The sequence below is a fragment of the Actinophytocola sp. genome, assembly GCF_050699935.1.
Lineage (GTDB): Bacteria > Actinomycetota > Actinomycetes > Mycobacteriales > Pseudonocardiaceae > Actinophytocola.
The window spans coordinates 1-15,370 of record NZ_JBOHGB010000162.1 but is presented as its reverse complement, the minus strand read 5'-3'; the positions used below and the strand labels follow the sequence as shown (position 1 = coordinate 15,370).

Genomic DNA, 15,370 nt, shown 5'->3' with positions numbered 1-15,370 from the left:
GCCCGGCGTCGGCGGCCCGGCGCTCGCCCGTCGTGGTGAGCGGGAGGTCGGTCCGGCTCGTGTGCCGGCCGGTGCGTGACCACTCGGTCTCGCCGTGCCGCAACAGGTACACCGAGGTCATCTGGCTTCTCCTGCCGGTGGTGTTATGTTACCCGCGGGTAGATTCTATGGGAGGTTGTGCGTGACGAGCACGCTGGCGAGGTGGCGACGGCTGGCCGACCGGCCACTGGGCAAGCGGCTGTTCTCGGCGGCCGTGGTGGCGCGCGTGCCGTACTTCGGCACGATCCTGCCGACCGTCGAGACGATGGTGCCCGGCCGCTGCGAGGTGCGCGCGCCGAAGTGGTGGGGCGTGCACAACCACCTCGGGACGTTCCACGCGATCGCGGCGTGCAACCTCGCGGAGATCACGATGGGCATGCTCGCGGAGGCGACCGTGCCGCCGACCCACCGCTGGATCCCGAAGGGCATGACCGTCGCCTACCTCGCGAAGGCCACCACGGGCCTGCGTGCCTCGGCGGAGCTGACCGAGATCCCGGAGTTCGGCGACGACCCGTTCGAGCTGACCGTCCCCGTGGCCGTCCGCGACGCCGCCGGTCGGGAGGTCGTACACGCGGACATCACGGTCTGGGTCACGAGGCGCGCGGGGCGTACATGATCATGGCGACGCCGGCGAGGCACAGCGCGGCGCCGAGGTAGTCCCAGCGGTCCGGCCGGAACTTGTCCACGACGATGCCCCACGCCAGCGAGCCGGCCACGAAGACGCCGCCGTACGCGGCGAGGACGCGCCCGAAGTGCGGGTCGGACTGGAACGTGGCGACGAACCCGTACGTGCCGAGCGCGAGCACGCCGGCGGCGATCCACCACAGGCCGCGGTCCTCGCGCCAGCCCTGCCACACGAGCCACGCGCCGCCGATCTCGGCGAGCGCCGCGAGCGCGAACAGGACCAGTGAGCGGACGACGCTCATGTCCCGGTACGCGGCAGCGGCGGCGGGCAGTCCGGCGTGGCCGCGCAGACCGCCAGGTCGGCGCACCCGGCGGCCATCGCGGCGCGCAGCGTGTCGCGGATGACGGTCAGGTCGGCGATCCTGGCCTCCACCTCGGGCGGCTTCGCCGCGGCGCGGCCGGCGAGCCCGGCCGGACGGGTGCCGATGTCGAGCAGCTCGGCGACCTCGTCGAGCGTGAAGGCGAGCCGTTGCGCCGCCTTGATCATCCGCAGCAGGTCGATGGTGGCGGGCGGGTACATCCGGTGCCCGCCGAGCGTGCGGGCGGGCTCGGGGAGCAGGCCGCGCCGCTCGTGGTGGCGCAGCGCCTGCGGGTTCACGCCGGCGGCCGCGGCGACCTGCCCGCTGCGCGGCCCGGTGACGACGCGATCCCGTCGAGGACGTGGTGGTGTTCGGGCCCGACGGTGATCGCCAGCTCGAGCCGCCCGGCGGCCGCGGTCAGCGCGAACGTGAAGAACGAGCAGCAGGCCGTCTCGCGCGCGGCGAGCCCGGCGGCGGTCGCGGCGACCTCGGGCGTGGGCTCGAGCTCGAGCGAGAGCCGGCCGGGCTCGGGGCGCGCGACGCGGCGCACGGCGGTGGCGAGCAGCTCGTCGAACTCGGCGACCCGCAGCGGCCGCTCGACGGTGGGGAGTGTGCAGGAGTGTGGTACCCAGGTCGGCTCGGCCATGACTACACGGTAAGCCCGTACTCGGGTACCGGATACAAGCCGCGGTCCGGAATTGTCGGACTCCGCGGCTACGGTCGCGGCATGAGAGCTTCCGGAACGTTCGAGGTCGTCAGCTTCACCCCCACGCCGGTGGTCCCCGAGCCACCGGTGACGACCGCGCTGCCCGTGGGTGTTTCCACGATGGAGAAGAGGTTCACCGGCGAGGTCGAGGGCCGGTCGGCGACGTTGTTCACGGCCGCGTACGACCAGGTGAGCGGCGTGGGCACCTATGTCGCGATGGAGTCGTTCGAGGGCTCGCTGGACGGCCGCGCGGGTGCGTTCAACTTCGTCCACTCCGCGGCCACGCGGGGCACCGACCGCGAGGACGAGTTCTTCACGATCGTCCGGTCCAGCGGCACCGGCGACCTGGCGGGCATCCACGGCACCGGCACGCTGACCGTGGAGCCGGACGGCACCCACCGAATCTCGCTCGACTACGAGTTATGACGGTCGTTCCGGCTGGACGGTGAGCGCGGCACCGGCGGACAATGCCGCCGTGGGCAGGTACCGGAAGGGCACCAAGGCGGACTCGTTCGAGTCGGAGGTTCGTCGGCGATTCGGTCCGCTGGCCGCGAGGTGGGGGATGAGTGATCCGGTGGACGCGCACGTGGTGATCCCGTCGGTGACCTACCGGCTAGGTGGACTTTCCTACAGGTGGACGCACGACACCCACGACGACGGGATCAGCGTCCACGTCGTTCTGGACGATGCCGGCGTACGGCGCGGTATCTCGCTGGACGAATTGGTCGTCGCCACCGGACTCGGCGCACCGCAACATGTCCGAACGGGCGCGAAGACGTGGCGAGCCGTGCAACGGGCGATCGAGTCGCAGGTGGAGTGGCTCGATCGCCTGCACCCACGCTTGACCGGTCCCGACGCAGCCGCATTTCTCGACAGCGCGGGCGTCGAACAGTCCCCCCGCGCCTGACAAGGCTCATCCGACCTTGTCGCCGCACCTGGCGATGGACACGAGAAACGACGCCGGCCAACGGAGCATGTATCCGCTGGCGGCGCCGCTTTCGAGGCTCTGAGGTCAGCCCTGCTTGGTCTCCCAGAAGATTTTGTCGATCTCGGCGATCATGTCGAGGAGTTCCTGGCCCTTGGCCGGGTCCATGGAGCCCTTGGTTCCGGAGGCGCCCGCGGCCTTCGTCGCCTTGTTGAACAGCTCGTGCAGCTGTGGGTACTTCTCGAAGTGCGGCGGCTTGAAGTAGTCAGTCCACAGGACCCACAGGTGGTGCTTCACGAGCTCGCTGCGCTGTTCCGCGATCATGATCGCGCGCGTGCGGAACTCTGGGTCCTCGTTGTCCTGGTACTTCTGCTGGATGGCCTTCACCGACTCGGCCTCGATGCGGGCCTGCGCCGGGTCGTACACGCCGCAGGGGAGGTCACAGTGTGCGGTGGCCTCCAGGCGTGGGCCGAGAATGCGCGACAGGAGTCGCATCTTTCCTCCTGAACAGGTTGACGCTCCGACAGCCCGGACACTACCCCCGGCCGGCCGGGTGGACACGACAGAGGTGATCGAACTGAACCAGCTCGGGCGGTTGCCCTACCGGCGCATCCGCGTGCGCGGACCATCCATGGCGCCGACCCTCGCCGACGGCGACGTGGTCCTCGTGCGACGCGGGGGCTCGCCGTGCGCCGGTGACCTGGTGGTCGTCTCGTGGACAGCGCGGCCGGGGCAGCTGTCGATCAAGCGGGCGGTGCGGCCGGACGGGGACGGCTGGTTCGTCGTCGGCGACAACGAGCGTGCCTCGACCGACTCCCGGGAGTTGGGGGCCGCCGCCGTGCACGGCGTGATCCGGTGGCGGCTCTGGCCCTGCCCACAACGGTTAACTGGCGCGTAGCCGCTGGTAGTACGCCTGGCAGTCGGCGTACCGCGGCAGCAGGCCGGCCGACTCGGCGGCCGCGAGCGACGGGGCGGCGCGGTCCTTGTCGGACAGGATCACCTCGACGTCCTCGGGCCAGGGCAGGCGCAGCACCGGGTCGAGCGGGTCGATGCCGTGCTCGCGCGCGGGGTCGTAGCCCGTCGAGCAGATGTAGGAGATCACCGTGTCGTCCTCGAGCGCCATGATGCCGTGCGCCAGGCCCTCCGGTACGTACACCGCGCGGAACTCGACCGGGTCCAGCCGCACCGCGTCCCAGGCACCGAACGTCGGCGAGCCGACCCGGATGTCGACCACCACGTCCAGCAGCGACCCTTGCGGGCAGTACACGTACTTCGCCTGACCGGGCGGCAAGTCCGCGAAGTGCAGGCCGCGCACGACCCCGCGCCGCGACCGGCTGTGGTTGGTCTGCCCGACCCGCAGCGGATGCCCGACCGCCTTGAGGAACGGCTCCTCCTCGAAGGGGCAGACGAACAGGCCGCGGTCGTCGGGAAACACCCGTGGCGTGAACGCGAACGCCCCCGGCACGGCCAGTTCGCGGATGTCCATGTGACGCACAGTACCGGCCCCACCTCGTGGGGCTCGGTCGTGGGCGTGTCACACTGTGGGACACCGCAGCGTCCGCGGTTGCCCGCCAACCATCGGCGGGTGGCTGGCCGGCCGGCGACGTCAGAGCGTCGACAGCACCCGATCGACGCTCGATCACGCCGAGATCAGGCGGGGCTACCTTCTGCTATCCCCGATTCGGCCCGTTGAGAGGGACGCCATGACCACTGTGAATGATCCGCTCGTGCAGCCCGACCTGAACGCTCCCGTCGCCGACGGTCCGGTAACCGACGCTGAGATCTTCAGTGCCCACGAGGGTGGCAAGCTCGACGTTGCGGTGAGCCGGCCCATCGCCGACCCGCGGACGCTCTCGATCGTGTACACGCCGGGTGTCGCGAAGGTCAGCCGGGCCATCGCCGAGGACGCGGCGCTCGCGGAGAGGTACACCTGGACCAGCCGCCTCGTCGCCGTGGTCAGCGATGGCACCGCCGTGCTCGGGCTCGGCGACATCGGCGCTCGCGCGTCGCTGCCGGTGATGGAGGGCAAGTCCGCGCTGTTCAAGACGTTCGGCGGGCTGAACTCGATCCCGCTGGTGCTCGACACGACGGACGTGGACGAGATCGTCGAGACCCTGGTCCGGCTGCGCCCGTCGTTCGGTGCGGTGAACCTGGAGGACGTGGCAGCGCCGCGGTGCTTCGAGCTCGAGCGGCGCCTCATCGAGGCCCTGGACTGCCCGGTCATGCACGACGACCAGCACGGCACCGCGATCATCCTGCTGGCCGCGCTGCGCGGCGCCAACACGGTGCTCGACCGGCCGATCGAGAACGAGCGGATCGTCATCGCGGGCGCCGGGGCGTCCGGTGTGGCGTGCGCGAACTTCCTGCTGGCGGCCGGTGCCGGCGACGTCGTCGTGCTCGACTCGCGCGGGATCATCCACGGCGAGCGCGACGGCCTCAACCCGGTCAAGGCCGAGCTCGCCACGCGTACCAACAAGTCCGGCCTGCGTGGCGGCATGGCCGAGGCCCTTGACGCCGCGGACGTTTTCGTCGGCCTGTCCGGCTCGACCGTGCCCGAGGACCTGATCGCGACCATGGCGCCCCGGTCGATCGTGTTCGCGCTGTCGAATCCGGACCCGGAGATTCACCCGGAGGTGGCCGGCCGGCATGCCGCGATCGTGGCCACCGGACGCAGCGACTTTCCCAACCAGATCAACAATTCCCTGGCCTTCCCGGGCGTGTTCCGCGGGGCGCTGGACGCGGGCGCGCGGCGCATCACCGAGCGGATGAAGATGGCCGCGGCGGACGCCATCGCGGCGGTCGCGGCGGAGGATCTCGCACCCGACCACATCGTGCCTAGCGGGGTCGATCCGCGGGTCGCGCCCGAGGTCGCCGCGGCTGTCGCACAAGCGGCCAAGGCCGACGGGGTAGCCTAAGCACCGGCGGGAAGATCGGCGGCTGCGCCCGACCCGCCGGCATGCGGGCGAGAGGATGGCGCGTTGGCCGAGCATGTCTTGCGTGCCGGTCCGCCCCTTGGCGGGGTGGAGGCCGGTGAGTTAGCCGTGCCCGGCCTTGCTACTCCTTCGGAGGTCCCGCAGCTGGCCGACCAGGTCGTCACCGACGGCAGTGGCCGATTTCCGCTCGAGGACGCCGAGGACCTGGCCGGGCTCGGACTCTGGAGCGTCGAGCTCGAGACCGGGACCGTCTACTTCTCCACGGGGCTGCGCGAGCTGTGCGGGCTGACCGAGGACTGCACGCTCTCGCAGGCGCTGGCCATGGTCCACGCCGACGACCAGGAGCGGCTCGAGTCCTTCCGGTCGCGCCTGCACGACCAGGACGCGCCGCCGGCCGAGCTCGAGGTGCGCGACGCGAGCGGCGAGCGGACGTTACAGATCTGCGGCCGGTCGGAGGTCGACGACTCCGGCACGGTCGTGCGCATACTGGGCATCGTCCAGGACGTCACGCGGTTCCGGGAGTTCGAGAAACGGGCGAGTCAGGACCGCCGGCTGTTCGGGGACGCGCAGCAGGTGGCCCGGTTGGGCACATGGGAGTGGAACACGGCGACCGGCGAATGCACCTGGTCATCGATGCTCTACGAGCTGTTCCTGGTCGACCCCGATACGCCCATGACGTACCTGGAGTACCTCAGCTTCGTGCACCCGGACGACCGCGGGTGGGTCGACCGGCGCTGGCGCGAGCTCGCCGCCACCGGGCGGCAGGTCGAGGCCGAGCACCGGGTCGTCCTGTCGGACGGCACCCAGCGCGTGTTCCGCTGCCGCGGCGCCGCGATGACCCGCGGTGGCCAAGTCATGATCGGCACCGCGCAGGACGTCACCGAGCAACGCTCCACCGAGACCCGGATGCTGCGCTCGAGCCAGCGGTTCAGCGATCTGGTGGCCATCGCACCGGTCGGCATCGGCCTGTTCGACGAGAGCGAGCGCCTGGTCGACGCCAACAACGCGCTGTGCCGGTTGCTCGAGCTGGACCTCGACCGGCTGCGTGGCACCACCGCCGTCCAGCTCACCCACCCGACGGACCGGGCCAAGCCGCTGCTCACCGCGCACCAGTTCGGCGGGCACGGCGCCGTCACCGCCGACCTGCGGGCCGGGCAACGGGTGCTGATCACCGCGTCGGGCAAGCCGGTGTACTGCGAGCTCGGTGTCACCGAGTCGGTCGGCGACGACGGGCAGCGGTTCTGGCTCGTCGTGTTCTCCGACGTCACCGACCGGCGCCGGACGGCCGAGCGGCTGCGCTACCAGGCCACCCACGACGAGCTGACCGGCCTGCCCGGGCGGGCCGCGGTCAACGAGCTGCTCGGGCGGCTGCTCGGTGGGCCGGACGCGGACCGTGTGGCGCTGCTGTGGTGCGACGTCGACAACTTCAAGCGGGTCAACGACTCCCTCGGCCACGACGTCGGTGACGAGCTGATCATCGCGCTGGCCCGAAGACTCGAGCGCGGGCTCCCACCCTCGTGCACGGCGGCCCGTATGTCCGGCGACGAGTACGTGATCATCTGCTCGGACGCCGAGGAGGCGGGCGGCGTCGAGGTGCTGGCCAACCGGGTGGCGCGGCTGCTGCGGACCGCGGTCCCGGTGCGCGGCCAGCTGCTGCGGGTGTCCGCGACGATCGGTGCGGCGGTGCCGAGCGGCTCGGACACGTCCGCGGCCGACCTGCTGCGTTTCGCGGACGCGGCGATGTTCAACGCCAAGCGGCAGGGCACCGGCCGGGTGTCGCTGGCCAACGCCGAGCTGATCAAGAACGCGAACAGCCAGATGCTGCTCGAGGGCCAGCTGCGGGACGCGATCGCCAACGACGGTCTGGTCCTGCACTACCAGCCCGTCGTCGGGCCGGACGGCACCGTGCTCTCGGCGGAGGCGCTGGTGCGCTGGCCGCATCCGGAGCGCGGGATGCTGAGCCCGGGTGAGTTCCTGCCGGTCGCCGAGCAGGGTGACATGCTGCGCGAGCTGGACCGCTGGGTGCTGCGGACCGCGCTGTGCGAGGCGGCGAAGTGGCCGATGCTGGCCGGCGGCGTGCTCGGCGGTGGTCCAGGCGTCGCGGTGAACCTGGCCGGCCTGGTGCCCGGTGACCCGGAGTTCGTCGAGCAGGTGGCCGCGGCGGTGGCCGAGGCGAGCATCGAGTGGGACCGCGTGGTGCTCGAGCTCGTGGAGACCAGCCTGATCGACCTGCCCTCGCGCACCCAGTCGACGATGGCGGAGCTGGCCGACCGGGGCGTGCGGTTCGCCGTGGACGACTTCGGTACGGGGTACTCCTCGCTGGCGCGGCTCAAGGAGCTGCCGGCGCAGATCATCAAGATCGACCGCGCGTTCGTGTCCGGCGTGGCCATCGAGGCGGCGGACTTCGCCGTGGTCCGCGCGCTGGTCGACATGGCGCGCGCGATGGGCCGCTCGTGCGTCGCGGAGGGCGTGGAGAACGAGTCCCAGTTCCATGTGTTGCGCAGCTTCGGCATCGAGGCCTACCAGGGCTGGCTGATGTCCAAGCCGCTGCCGGCTTCGGAGTTCCGCGAGCTGCTGCGCACCGGCCCACTGGACATCCCGACGGGCTGATCCACCGTCGAGAACGCCGCACGGCCGAGGCCATGGGCTGAGGGCGTTGTCAGCCGTTCGCGCCGGGGTTGTCGGTCCTCGTCGGTACGCTGGTTTCGGGGGCCGGAGGCCACACCGGACCACCCGCCGATGGCCGGCTTCCGGCGCCGGACCCGTTTGTCGCGGCGTTTCGACTTGGCAACGACTGCGCCAACCGGACTAGCCCGACTAGGCCGAGCGTGGGCGTCGACATCTGGAACGACCTGCCGTTGTCGGTCCCAGGGGCTAAGGTCGGGCGTCCCACGGCCGAAGGTGGCCGTCTCGACCTGAGGAGCTTCGAGGGTGATCGAGTTCCAGGCCGTGACCAAGGTGTTTCCGGACGGCACCATCGCCGTCGACAACCTCGACCTGACGGTGGAGGACGGCGGAATCACCGTGTTCGTCGGCCCGTCCGGCTGCGGCAAGACGACCTCGCTGCGGATGATCAACCGGATGATCGACCTGACCGACGGCTCGATCCTGTTGGACGGCAAGGACATTCGCAGGTCGGACCCGCCGGTGTTGCGCCGTGGCATCGGCTACGTCATCCAGCACGCCGGGCTCTTCCCGCACCGCACCGTGCTCGACAACGTGGCCACGGTCCCGCTGCTCACCGGCGCCGGCAAGCGCGCGGCCCGCCAGCGGGCCGCCGAGCTGCTCGAGCTCGTCGGGCTGGACGCCGCGTTCGCCAAGCGGTACCCGTCGCAGCTCTCCGGCGGCCAGCAGCAGCGCGTCGGTGTCGCGCGGGCGCTCGCGGCCGACCCGCCGGTGCTGCTGATGGACGAGCCGTTCAGCGCGGTCGACCCCATCGTGCGCGACGACCTGCAGCAGCAGCTGCTGCGCCTGCAGTCCGAATTGGACAAGACGATCGTGTTCGTCACCCATGACATCGACGAGGCCATCAAGCTCGGTGACAAGGTCGCGGTGTTCCGGGTCGGCGGCCGCCTCGCGCAGTACGACACGCCCTCGGCACTGCTCGCCAAGCCCGCCGACGACTTCGTGTCCTCGTTCGTGGGGCGCGACCGCGGCTACCGCGCGCTCGGCTTCCTCACCGCGGGCGGGGTTCCGGTCGGCCCGGTCGTGACGGTCAAGCTGGGCGAGCCGGCCGGCATGCTCGACGGCGACTGGGCGGTGGCCGTGGACGCGGACGACAAGCCGCTCGGCTGGGTCGCCGCGGCGTCCACAAAGGACAAGACGGTCCGCGAGGGCGACCTCGTGTCCGGCGGCTCACTGTTCGAAGTGGACTCTTCGGCGGCCGGCACCGCTGGCTCGCTGCGCAACGCGCTCGACGCCGCGCTCAGCTCGCCGGCGGCGATCGGCATCGCGGTCGACGCCAACGGCGCGGTCGTCGGCGGCGTCACCGCGGACACCGTGCTCGCCGCGCTGGCCGACGCCCGGCGCTCGGGCGAGGTGCCCACGTGAACGTCGACTGGCCGTGGCCGTGGCTGGCCCGCAACGTGGACGACATCGCGGACGCGACCGTTGAGCACATCTACCTGGCGCTGCTGCCGGTTCTCGCCGGCCTGCTGATCTCGCTCCCGCTCGGCTGGGCGGCGAGCCGGTGGGGCCTCGCGCGGGGAATCCTGGTGCCGCTGGCCGGCGTGCTGTACACGATCCCATCGCTGGCGCTGATCACGCTGGTGCCGCTGATGTTGGGCACCAGGATCATCGACCCGCTCAACGTGCAGGTGCCGCTCGCGATCTACACGATCGCGCTGCTGGTCCGCTCGGTGACCGACGCGCTGCGCGCGGTGCCGGGCGAGGTCACGGCGGCGGCGACCGCGGTCGGGTACCGGCCCTTCCGCCGGTTCCTCACCGTGGAGCTGCCGCTGGCCATCCCGGTGATCATCGCCGGCCTGCGGGTGGCGGTGGTGTCCGCGATGAGCCTCGCGTCGGTGGGTGCGCTGATCGGCATCGGCGGGCTCGGTGGGCTCATCACCGAGGGCTTCAAGCGCAACAACGCCGTGGAGATGGTCGTGGCGATCGCGTTGATCGTGGTGATCGCGCTGATCGTGGACGCGCTCCTGCTGCTGGCCGGCAAGATGATCACGCCGTGGACCAGGGCCCGCACGGATACCCGCCGCGAGACGGGGGCGAAGGCATGAACTCCGCGCTGTCGTGGCTGTTCGATCCGGAGCACTGGACCGGGCCGGAGGGCTTTCCCGCCCGCATCCTCGAGCATCTGGGCTACACCGCGCTGACCGTTCTGGCCGCGGCGCTGATCGCGATCCCGCTCGGCGCGCTCGTCGGGCACACCGGCCGCGGCACGTTCCTGGTGGCGGGCCTGACCAACTGGCTGCGCGCGCTGCCCGAGCTCGGCCTGCTGACCCTGCTCGTGCTGCTCACCTATGTCGGGTTGCTGCCGGTGGTGGTCTCGCTGGTCATCCTGGCGATCCCGCCGGTGCTCGCGGGCACGTACGCGGGCGTGCGCAACGTCGATCCGTCCGTTGTGGACGCCGCGCGTGGCATGGGGATGCGCGAGACGCACGTGCTGCTGAAGGTCGAGCTGCCCAACGCGCTGCCGCTGATCCTCGGCGGCATCCGGTCGGCGACCCTGCAGGTGATCGCCACCGCGACGATCGCGGCGTACGTGTCGCTGGGCGGCCTCGGCAGGTTCGTGATCGACGGCAACAACTCTGGCGCCGGCTCGCCGGACGGGTACCCGCAGATGGCCGCGGGCGCGATCATGATCGCGGTGGTGGCGCTGGTCATCGAGGGCGTGCTCGAGCTGGCTCAGCGGATGGCCGTGTCGCCGGGCCTGCGCAACGTCGCGACCCGCAAGCGCACCGCGCGCATCTGGCGGCGACCCACACCGGATTTGGTCAAGTAGGAAATCAAACCGAGGAGACTTTGGCATGAAGCGCGTACTCGCCGGTGTCGCGACCGCCGTGGCAGCGGCGCTGGCACTGACGGCCTGCGGCAACTCCGATCCTCTGGCCGGGGACAGTGGCGACGGTGGTGACGGCGGCGGCTCGAACGAGACGCTCAACGTCGGGTCGGCGAACTTCCCGGAGAGCCAGCTGCTGGCCGAGATCTACTCGCAGGCCCTGGAGACCAAGGGTGTGACGGTGAACCGGCAGTTCGACCTGGGCAGCCGGGAGAAGTACTACGACGGTCTGGAGGACGGGTCGATCGACCTGATCCCGGAGTACACGGGCGTGCTGCTGCAGTTCATCAACAAGGAGGCGACGGAGGTCGAGTCCGAGGAGGTGTACACGGCGCTGCAGGAGGCGCTGCCGGAGAACCTGATGGTCCTGGACAAGGCGGCGGCCGAGGACAAGGACGCGGTGGTCGTCACGAAGGAGACCGCGGACAAGTGGGGCCTCGAGTCGATCGACGACCTGGTGCCGCACTGCAAGGAGGTCGTGTTCGGCGCGGCGCCGGAGTTCAAGACGCGGCCGGACGGCCTGCCGGGCCTGGAGGAGAAGTACAGCTGCACCTTCAAGAGCTTCAGCTCGCTGGAGCCGGGCGCGATCACGACGAAGGCACTGCTCGACAACACCGTGCAGGCGGCCGACATCTTCACCACGGACGCCGCGATCGAGGCGAACGGCCTGATCGTGCTGGAGGACCCGAAGAACAACTTCGCGGCGCAGAACGTCGTCCCGCTGGTGAACAAGGACAAGGCGAGCGACACGGTGAAGGAGACCCTGAACGCGATCTCGGCGGAGCTGGACACGGAGAAGCTGCTGGACCTCAACGCGCGGCTGAACGCCCCGGACAAGCCGGACTACGCCGACGTGGCGGAGGAGTGGCTGAGCGAGATCGGCATCTGACCCCTGTCACCCGCGAGTCCAACGTTCCGGACCCGCGAGTCCGACGTTCCGGACCGGCGAGTCCGACGTTCCGGACCGGCGAGTCCAACGTTTCAGACCGGCGAGTCCCCCGTTCCGGACCGCGAGTTCCCAGTTCGCGACCGATCTCCGAGGTCCCAGACGGTGGACACACCGGTCCGGAACGTTGGACTCGCGGGTTCTGAGTGTTGGACTCGCGGGTCCGGAGTGTTGGACACGCGGGTCTGGAGCGTTGGACACGCGAGCCGGGAACGGGGGACTCGCGTGCGGGAGTGGGGGACTCGGGTGCGGGAGCGGGGGGACTCGCGAACGGGGTTAGGGGTGGGGGCCGCCTATTCGGATGGTCAGGTCCTCGGCCGCCCGGCGCGTCTCTGCCGCCAGGTCCGGCCACGTCTCGCCGCATTCCGGCTCGCACTCGTGGCGGAACGTGGAGCTGATGGCAGCGATCGGGCGGCCGCCGTGGTCCAGGACGGGCGCGGCGACCGAGGCGAAGCCCGCCGTCACGTAGCCGTCCTCCACCGTCCAGCCCCGCCGCCGGCCCTCGGCCAGCAGGCGGCGCAGGTCGGGCAGGTGCCGCGGGCCACGGCCAGTCCGGTTGACGAAACGGCCCGGGAACAGCGCGCGGACCTGGGCCGCCGGCAGCAGGACCAGCATCGCCCGGCCCGACGCGGGCAGCTGCGCGGGCAACCGCACGCCCACGTCCGTCACCACCGTGGCATGCGGGTGCGGCGGCTGCTCGCGCAGCAGGTACAGGGTCTCGCTCCCATGTAGGACGCCCAGGTGCGCGGTGTGCCCGGTCCGCGCGATCAGCGCGCGCAGCACGGGTCGGGCCAGGCGCTCCAACGGGTCGTGCCGCAGGTATGCCGGGCCCAGCTCGAACGCGGCCACGCCCAGGCCGTACCGGCGCTCCTCCGGCAGGTGCGTGACGAAACCCGCCGCCGCGAGCTCGGCGAGCAGGTGGTACGTCGTGGACCGCGGCAGGCCGAGCTCGCGCGCCACCGCGCCGGCGGTCACCGGGCCGGCCTTCGTCGCCAGCAGGCGCAGCACGGCCAGGCCGCGGCGCAGCGCCGGCACCTTGCTGCTCGCTCCCACGCGATCCAGTCTGAGATACCAGACCAACAACCGCCATCCCGGGTCGTGGGCGCGGCCCGGAACGGTTGGGATGGACCCATGCACGAGGTTGTGATCGACGGCGGGCCGCTGACCCGGGAGGACGTCGTCGCGGTCGCGCGGGGCGGGGCCGCCGTCACGCTCGGCGCGGCGGCGCTCGACGAGGTCGCCAAGTCCCGCGCGCACATCGAGCGGCTCGCCGGCGCCGAGACCCCGACCTACGGCGTCTCCACCGGCTTCGGCGCGCTCGCCACCCGCCACATCCCCACCGACCGGCGTGCCGCCCTCCAGCGCTCGCTGATCCGCTCGCACGCGGCGGGCGCGGGCCGGCCGGTCGAGGCTGAGGTCGTCCGGGCGCTCATGCTGCTGCGCCTGCGCACGCTGGCCACCGGCCGCACCGGCGTCCGACCGTCCACAGTGGAGACGCTCGCGAAGCTGCTCAACGCGGGCGTCGTCCCGGTCGTGCCCGAGTACGGGTCGCTCGGCTGCTCCGGGGACCTCGCCCCCCTCTCCGCGGTCGCGCTCGCGCTCATGGGCGAGGGCGAGGTCACCGTCGACGGGCGGCACACGACCGCGCGGGAAGCCTTGGCGGACAAGGGAATCGAGCCGCTCGTGCTGGCCGAGAAGGAGGGCCTGGCCCTCATCAACGGCACCGACGGCATGCTCGGGATGCTGATCATGGCGCTCGCCGACCTCCGCGGGCTCCTCGACGTCGCCGACCTCACCGCGGCCATGAGCGTCGAGGCGCTGCTGGGCACGGACCGCGTGTTCGGCGACGACCTGCAGCGGCTCCGTCCGCACCCCGGCCAGGCCAGGAGCGCGGCCAGGATGCGCGAGCTGCTCGACGGGTCGGCCATCGTCGAGAGCCACCGCGGGCCGGACTGCAACCGCGTGCAGGACGCCTACTCGCTGCGTTGCGCCCCGCAGGTGCACGGCGCCGCCCGCGACACGGTGTCCTATGTGGAGACCGTGGCCGACCGCGAGCTCGCCGCCGCCATCGACAACCCCGTCGTGCTGCCGGACGGCCGGGTCGAGTCCAACGGGAACTTCCACGGCGCGCCCATCGCCTACCCGCTCGACTTCCTCGCCATCCCGGTCGCCGACGTGGCCAGCATGGCCGAGCGGCGCACCGACCGGATGCTCGACGCCACCCGCAGCCACGGCCTGCCGCCGTTCCTCGCCGACGACCCGGGCGTCGACTCCGGGCACATGATCGCCCAGTACACCCAGGCCGCGATCGTCGCCGACCTCAAGCGGCTGGCCGTACCGGCGAGCGTCGACTCGATCCCCAGCTCGGCCATGCAGGAGGACCACGTCTCGATGGGCTGGTCCGCGGCCCGCAAGCTGCGCACGGCCATCGACGGGCTCACCACCGTGCTCGCCGTCGAGCTGCTCACCGCCGCCCGCGCGCTCGACCTGCGTGCCCCGCTGACCCCAGCACCCGCGACCGCCCGCGTCGTCGCCGCGCTGCGTGAACGTGTGCCGGGACCGGGCAGCGACCGCCACCTGGCGCCCGAGATCCAGGCCGCCGAGGACCTGATTCGATCGGGAGACCTTCCGTGACCCTGCACGAATCGAGTGGCTGTCAACCGCACCCAAGGGGAACGGGACGCAAACCCAGCCACAAGTACGTGCCGATCTGAAGGGACGAGCCACAGTGACCACAAGGGTTAATTCCGGGGAGGCGGGACAGCCCCGCGACGTTCGCGCAGCCCGCGGCACCGCGAAGACCGCGCGCAGCTGGCAGACCGAGGCCGCGCTGCGCATGTTCCACAACAACCTCGACCCCGAGGTGGCCGAGCGGCCCGACGACCTCGTCGTGTACGGCGGCACCGGCAAGGCCGCCCGCAACTGGGCGAGCTTCGAGGCGATCACCCGCGAGCTGACCGGCCTGCGCGAGGACGAGACGCTGCTCGTCCAGTCCGGCAAGCCGGTCGGCGTCATGCGCACCCACGAGTGGGCGCCGCGCGTGCTGATCGCCAACTCGAACCTGGTCGGCGACTGGGCCACCTGGCCGGAGTTCCGCCGGCTGGACGCCATGGGGCTCATGATGTACGGCCAGATGACCGCCGGCTCGTGGATCTACATCGGCACGCAGGGCATCCTGCAGGGCACCTACGAGACGTTCGCCGCGGTGGCCCGCAAGCGGTTCGATGGGAGTCTGAAAGGGACACTCACGCTCACGGCCGGGCTCGGGGGCATGGGCGGCGCGCAACCGCTTGCCATCACGATGAACGACGGCGTCGCGCTGT

18 protein-coding genes and 1 pseudogene are annotated in these 15,370 nt (G+C 71.4%); 12 read left to right on the top strand and 7 right to left on the bottom strand.

Annotated features, from left to right (window positions below):
* A partial coding sequence (locus tag ACRDTB_RS32510) for a histidine phosphatase family protein (RefSeq protein WP_431436033.1) occupies nucleotides 1–121 on the bottom strand: 121 nt, incomplete at its 3' end.
* A 24-nt stretch (nucleotides 122–145) separates the two neighbouring features.
* Between ACRDTB_RS32510 and ACRDTB_RS32505 the strand changes: the two genes are divergently transcribed.
* The gene (locus tag ACRDTB_RS32505) at nucleotides 146–655 is read left to right on the top strand and encodes a hotdog fold domain-containing protein (protein ID WP_431436032.1); all 510 of its coding nucleotides are present in this window, start codon (nucleotides 146–148) and stop codon (nucleotides 653–655) included.
* Here the strand turns inward: ACRDTB_RS32505 and ACRDTB_RS32500 are convergent.
* From ACRDTB_RS32500 to ACRDTB_RS32490, 3 genes are read right to left on the bottom strand one after another with little or no spacing between them, the layout of a single operon-like run.
* Complete coding sequence (locus tag ACRDTB_RS32500; RefSeq protein ID WP_431436031.1) at nucleotides 630–965, bottom strand: YnfA family protein; 336 nt, start codon at nucleotides 963–965, stop codon at nucleotides 630–632. The genes ACRDTB_RS32505 and ACRDTB_RS32500 overlap by 26 nt on opposite strands.
* Nucleotides 962–1,321 (bottom strand): MerR family transcriptional regulator, encoded by a 360-nt coding sequence (locus tag ACRDTB_RS32495; protein WP_431436030.1) that lies wholly within the window; start codon nucleotides 1,319–1,321, stop codon nucleotides 962–964. Before ACRDTB_RS32495 ends, ACRDTB_RS32500 begins: the two co-directional genes overlap by 4 nt.
* Nucleotides 1,318–1,668, bottom strand: coding sequence for a hypothetical protein (locus ACRDTB_RS32490; protein ID WP_431436029.1), 351 nt, complete (start codon nucleotides 1,666–1,668; stop codon nucleotides 1,318–1,320). The genes ACRDTB_RS32495 and ACRDTB_RS32490 overlap by 4 nt, the downstream gene beginning before the upstream one ends.
* Before the next feature lie 81 nt (nucleotides 1,669–1,749).
* Between ACRDTB_RS32490 and ACRDTB_RS32485 the strand changes: the two genes are divergently transcribed.
* Together ACRDTB_RS32485 and ACRDTB_RS32480 are read left to right on the top strand one after the other, a co-directional pair.
* Nucleotides 1,750–2,154: a DUF3224 domain-containing protein gene (locus ACRDTB_RS32485; RefSeq protein WP_431436028.1), complete on the top strand. Its 405-nt coding sequence runs from the start codon at nucleotides 1,750–1,752 to the stop codon at nucleotides 2,152–2,154.
* Between the two features lie 148 nt (nucleotides 2,155–2,302).
* Nucleotides 2,303–2,635: a hypothetical protein gene (locus ACRDTB_RS32480; RefSeq protein ID WP_431436027.1), complete on the top strand. Its 333-nt coding sequence runs from the start codon at nucleotides 2,303–2,305 to the stop codon at nucleotides 2,633–2,635.
* A gap of 105 nt (nucleotides 2,636–2,740) precedes the next feature.
* Here the strand turns inward: ACRDTB_RS32480 and sodN are convergent, their stop codons facing one another.
* Nucleotides 2,741–3,148 (bottom strand): superoxide dismutase, Ni, encoded by a 408-nt coding sequence (gene sodN / locus ACRDTB_RS32475; RefSeq protein ID WP_431436026.1) that lies wholly within the window; start codon nucleotides 3,146–3,148, stop codon nucleotides 2,741–2,743.
* A 58-nt stretch (nucleotides 3,149–3,206) separates the two neighbouring features.
* Here sodN and ACRDTB_RS32470 point away from each other — a divergent pair, with 58 nt between their 5' ends.
* Entirely contained in the window at nucleotides 3,207–3,551 is a 345-nt protein-coding gene (locus ACRDTB_RS32470) for a S26 family signal peptidase (protein ID WP_431436025.1), read from the top strand.
* Here ACRDTB_RS32470 and ACRDTB_RS32465 read toward each other — a convergent pair.
* Nucleotides 3,537–4,139 carry a dTDP-4-dehydrorhamnose 3,5-epimerase family protein gene (locus ACRDTB_RS32465; protein ID WP_431436024.1) on the bottom strand — a complete coding sequence of 201 codons (603 nt, stop codon included), beginning with the start codon at nucleotides 4,137–4,139 and terminating at the stop codon, nucleotides 3,537–3,539. The two genes, ACRDTB_RS32470 and ACRDTB_RS32465, sit on opposite strands and share 15 nt — an antisense overlap.
* Before the next feature lie 217 nt (nucleotides 4,140–4,356).
* Between ACRDTB_RS32465 and ACRDTB_RS32460 the strand changes: the two genes are divergently transcribed.
* From ACRDTB_RS32460 to ACRDTB_RS32435, 6 genes are all read left to right on the top strand, one after another.
* A complete protein-coding gene (locus ACRDTB_RS32460) occupies nucleotides 4,357–5,568 on the top strand; it encodes an NAD(P)-dependent malic enzyme (RefSeq protein WP_431436023.1) in 1,212 nt (403 codons plus the stop codon).
* 63 nt (nucleotides 5,569–5,631) lie between these two features.
* Complete coding sequence (locus ACRDTB_RS32455; RefSeq protein ID WP_431436022.1) at nucleotides 5,632–8,196, top strand: sensor domain-containing protein; 2,565 nt, start codon at nucleotides 5,632–5,634, stop codon at nucleotides 8,194–8,196.
* A gap of 321 nt (nucleotides 8,197–8,517) precedes the next feature.
* The gene (locus ACRDTB_RS32450; protein ID WP_431436021.1) at nucleotides 8,518–9,636 is read left to right on the top strand and encodes an ABC transporter ATP-binding protein; all 1,119 of its coding nucleotides are present in this window, start codon (nucleotides 8,518–8,520) and stop codon (nucleotides 9,634–9,636) included.
* A complete protein-coding gene (locus tag ACRDTB_RS32445) occupies nucleotides 9,633–10,319 on the top strand; it encodes an ABC transporter permease (protein WP_431436020.1) in 687 nt (228 codons plus the stop codon). Before ACRDTB_RS32450 ends, ACRDTB_RS32445 begins: the two co-directional genes overlap by 4 nt.
* The gene (locus ACRDTB_RS32440; RefSeq protein ID WP_431436019.1) at nucleotides 10,316–11,044 is read left to right on the top strand and encodes an ABC transporter permease; all 729 of its coding nucleotides are present in this window, start codon (nucleotides 10,316–10,318) and stop codon (nucleotides 11,042–11,044) included. Before ACRDTB_RS32445 ends, ACRDTB_RS32440 begins: the two co-directional genes overlap by 4 nt.
* Nucleotides 11,045–11,069: 25 nt before the next feature.
* A complete protein-coding gene (locus tag ACRDTB_RS32435; protein ID WP_431436018.1) occupies nucleotides 11,070–11,990 on the top strand; it encodes an ABC transporter substrate-binding protein in 921 nt (306 codons plus the stop codon).
* A gap of 333 nt (nucleotides 11,991–12,323) precedes the next feature.
* On the opposite strand, the gene ACRDTB_RS32430 is transcribed toward ACRDTB_RS32435, so the two are convergent.
* Nucleotides 12,324–13,100 carry an IclR family transcriptional regulator gene (locus tag ACRDTB_RS32430; protein WP_431436017.1) on the bottom strand — a complete coding sequence of 259 codons (777 nt, stop codon included), beginning with the start codon at nucleotides 13,098–13,100 and terminating at the stop codon, nucleotides 12,324–12,326.
* A 78-nt stretch (nucleotides 13,101–13,178) separates the two neighbouring features.
* On the opposite strand from ACRDTB_RS32430, the gene hutH reads away from it, so the two are divergent.
* Together hutH and ACRDTB_RS32420 are read left to right on the top strand one after the other, a co-directional pair.
* Nucleotides 13,179–14,681, top strand: coding sequence for a histidine ammonia-lyase (gene hutH / locus ACRDTB_RS32425; protein ID WP_431436016.1), 1,503 nt, complete (start codon nucleotides 13,179–13,181; stop codon nucleotides 14,679–14,681).
* 94 nt (nucleotides 14,682–14,775) lie between these two features.
* Nucleotides 14,776–15,370, top strand: a pseudogene (locus tag ACRDTB_RS32420) (urocanate hydratase); the annotation flags it as partial.

Excerpts from the sequence above, each read along its gene's own strand:
- ACRDTB_RS32505 (WP_431436032.1), top strand. The coding sequence starts at position 146 with ATGTTACCCGCGGGTAGATTCTATGGGAGGTTGTGCGTGACGAGCACG.
- ACRDTB_RS32500 (WP_431436031.1), bottom strand. The coding sequence starts at position 965 with ATGAGCGTCGTCCGCTCACTGGTCCTGTTCGCGCTCGCGGCGCTCGCC.
- ACRDTB_RS32490 (WP_431436029.1), bottom strand. The coding sequence starts at position 1,668 with ATGGCCGAGCCGACCTGGGTACCACACTCCTGCACACTCCCCACCGTC.
- ACRDTB_RS32485 (WP_431436028.1), top strand. The coding sequence starts at position 1,750 with ATGAGAGCTTCCGGAACGTTCGAGGTCGTCAGCTTCACCCCCACGCCG.
- sodN (WP_431436026.1), bottom strand. The coding sequence starts at position 3,148 with ATGCGACTCCTGTCGCGCATTCTCGGCCCACGCCTGGAGGCCACCGCA.
- ACRDTB_RS32465 (WP_431436024.1), bottom strand. The coding sequence starts at position 4,139 with ATGGACATCCGCGAACTGGCCGTGCCGGGGGCGTTCGCGTTCACGCCA.
- ACRDTB_RS32460 (WP_431436023.1), top strand. The coding sequence starts at position 4,357 with ATGACCACTGTGAATGATCCGCTCGTGCAGCCCGACCTGAACGCTCCC.
- ACRDTB_RS32440 (WP_431436019.1), top strand. The coding sequence starts at position 10,316 with ATGAACTCCGCGCTGTCGTGGCTGTTCGATCCGGAGCACTGGACCGGG.
- ACRDTB_RS32435 (WP_431436018.1), top strand. The coding sequence starts at position 11,070 with ATGAAGCGCGTACTCGCCGGTGTCGCGACCGCCGTGGCAGCGGCGCTG.
- hutH (WP_431436016.1), top strand. The coding sequence starts at position 13,179 with ATGCACGAGGTTGTGATCGACGGCGGGCCGCTGACCCGGGAGGACGTC.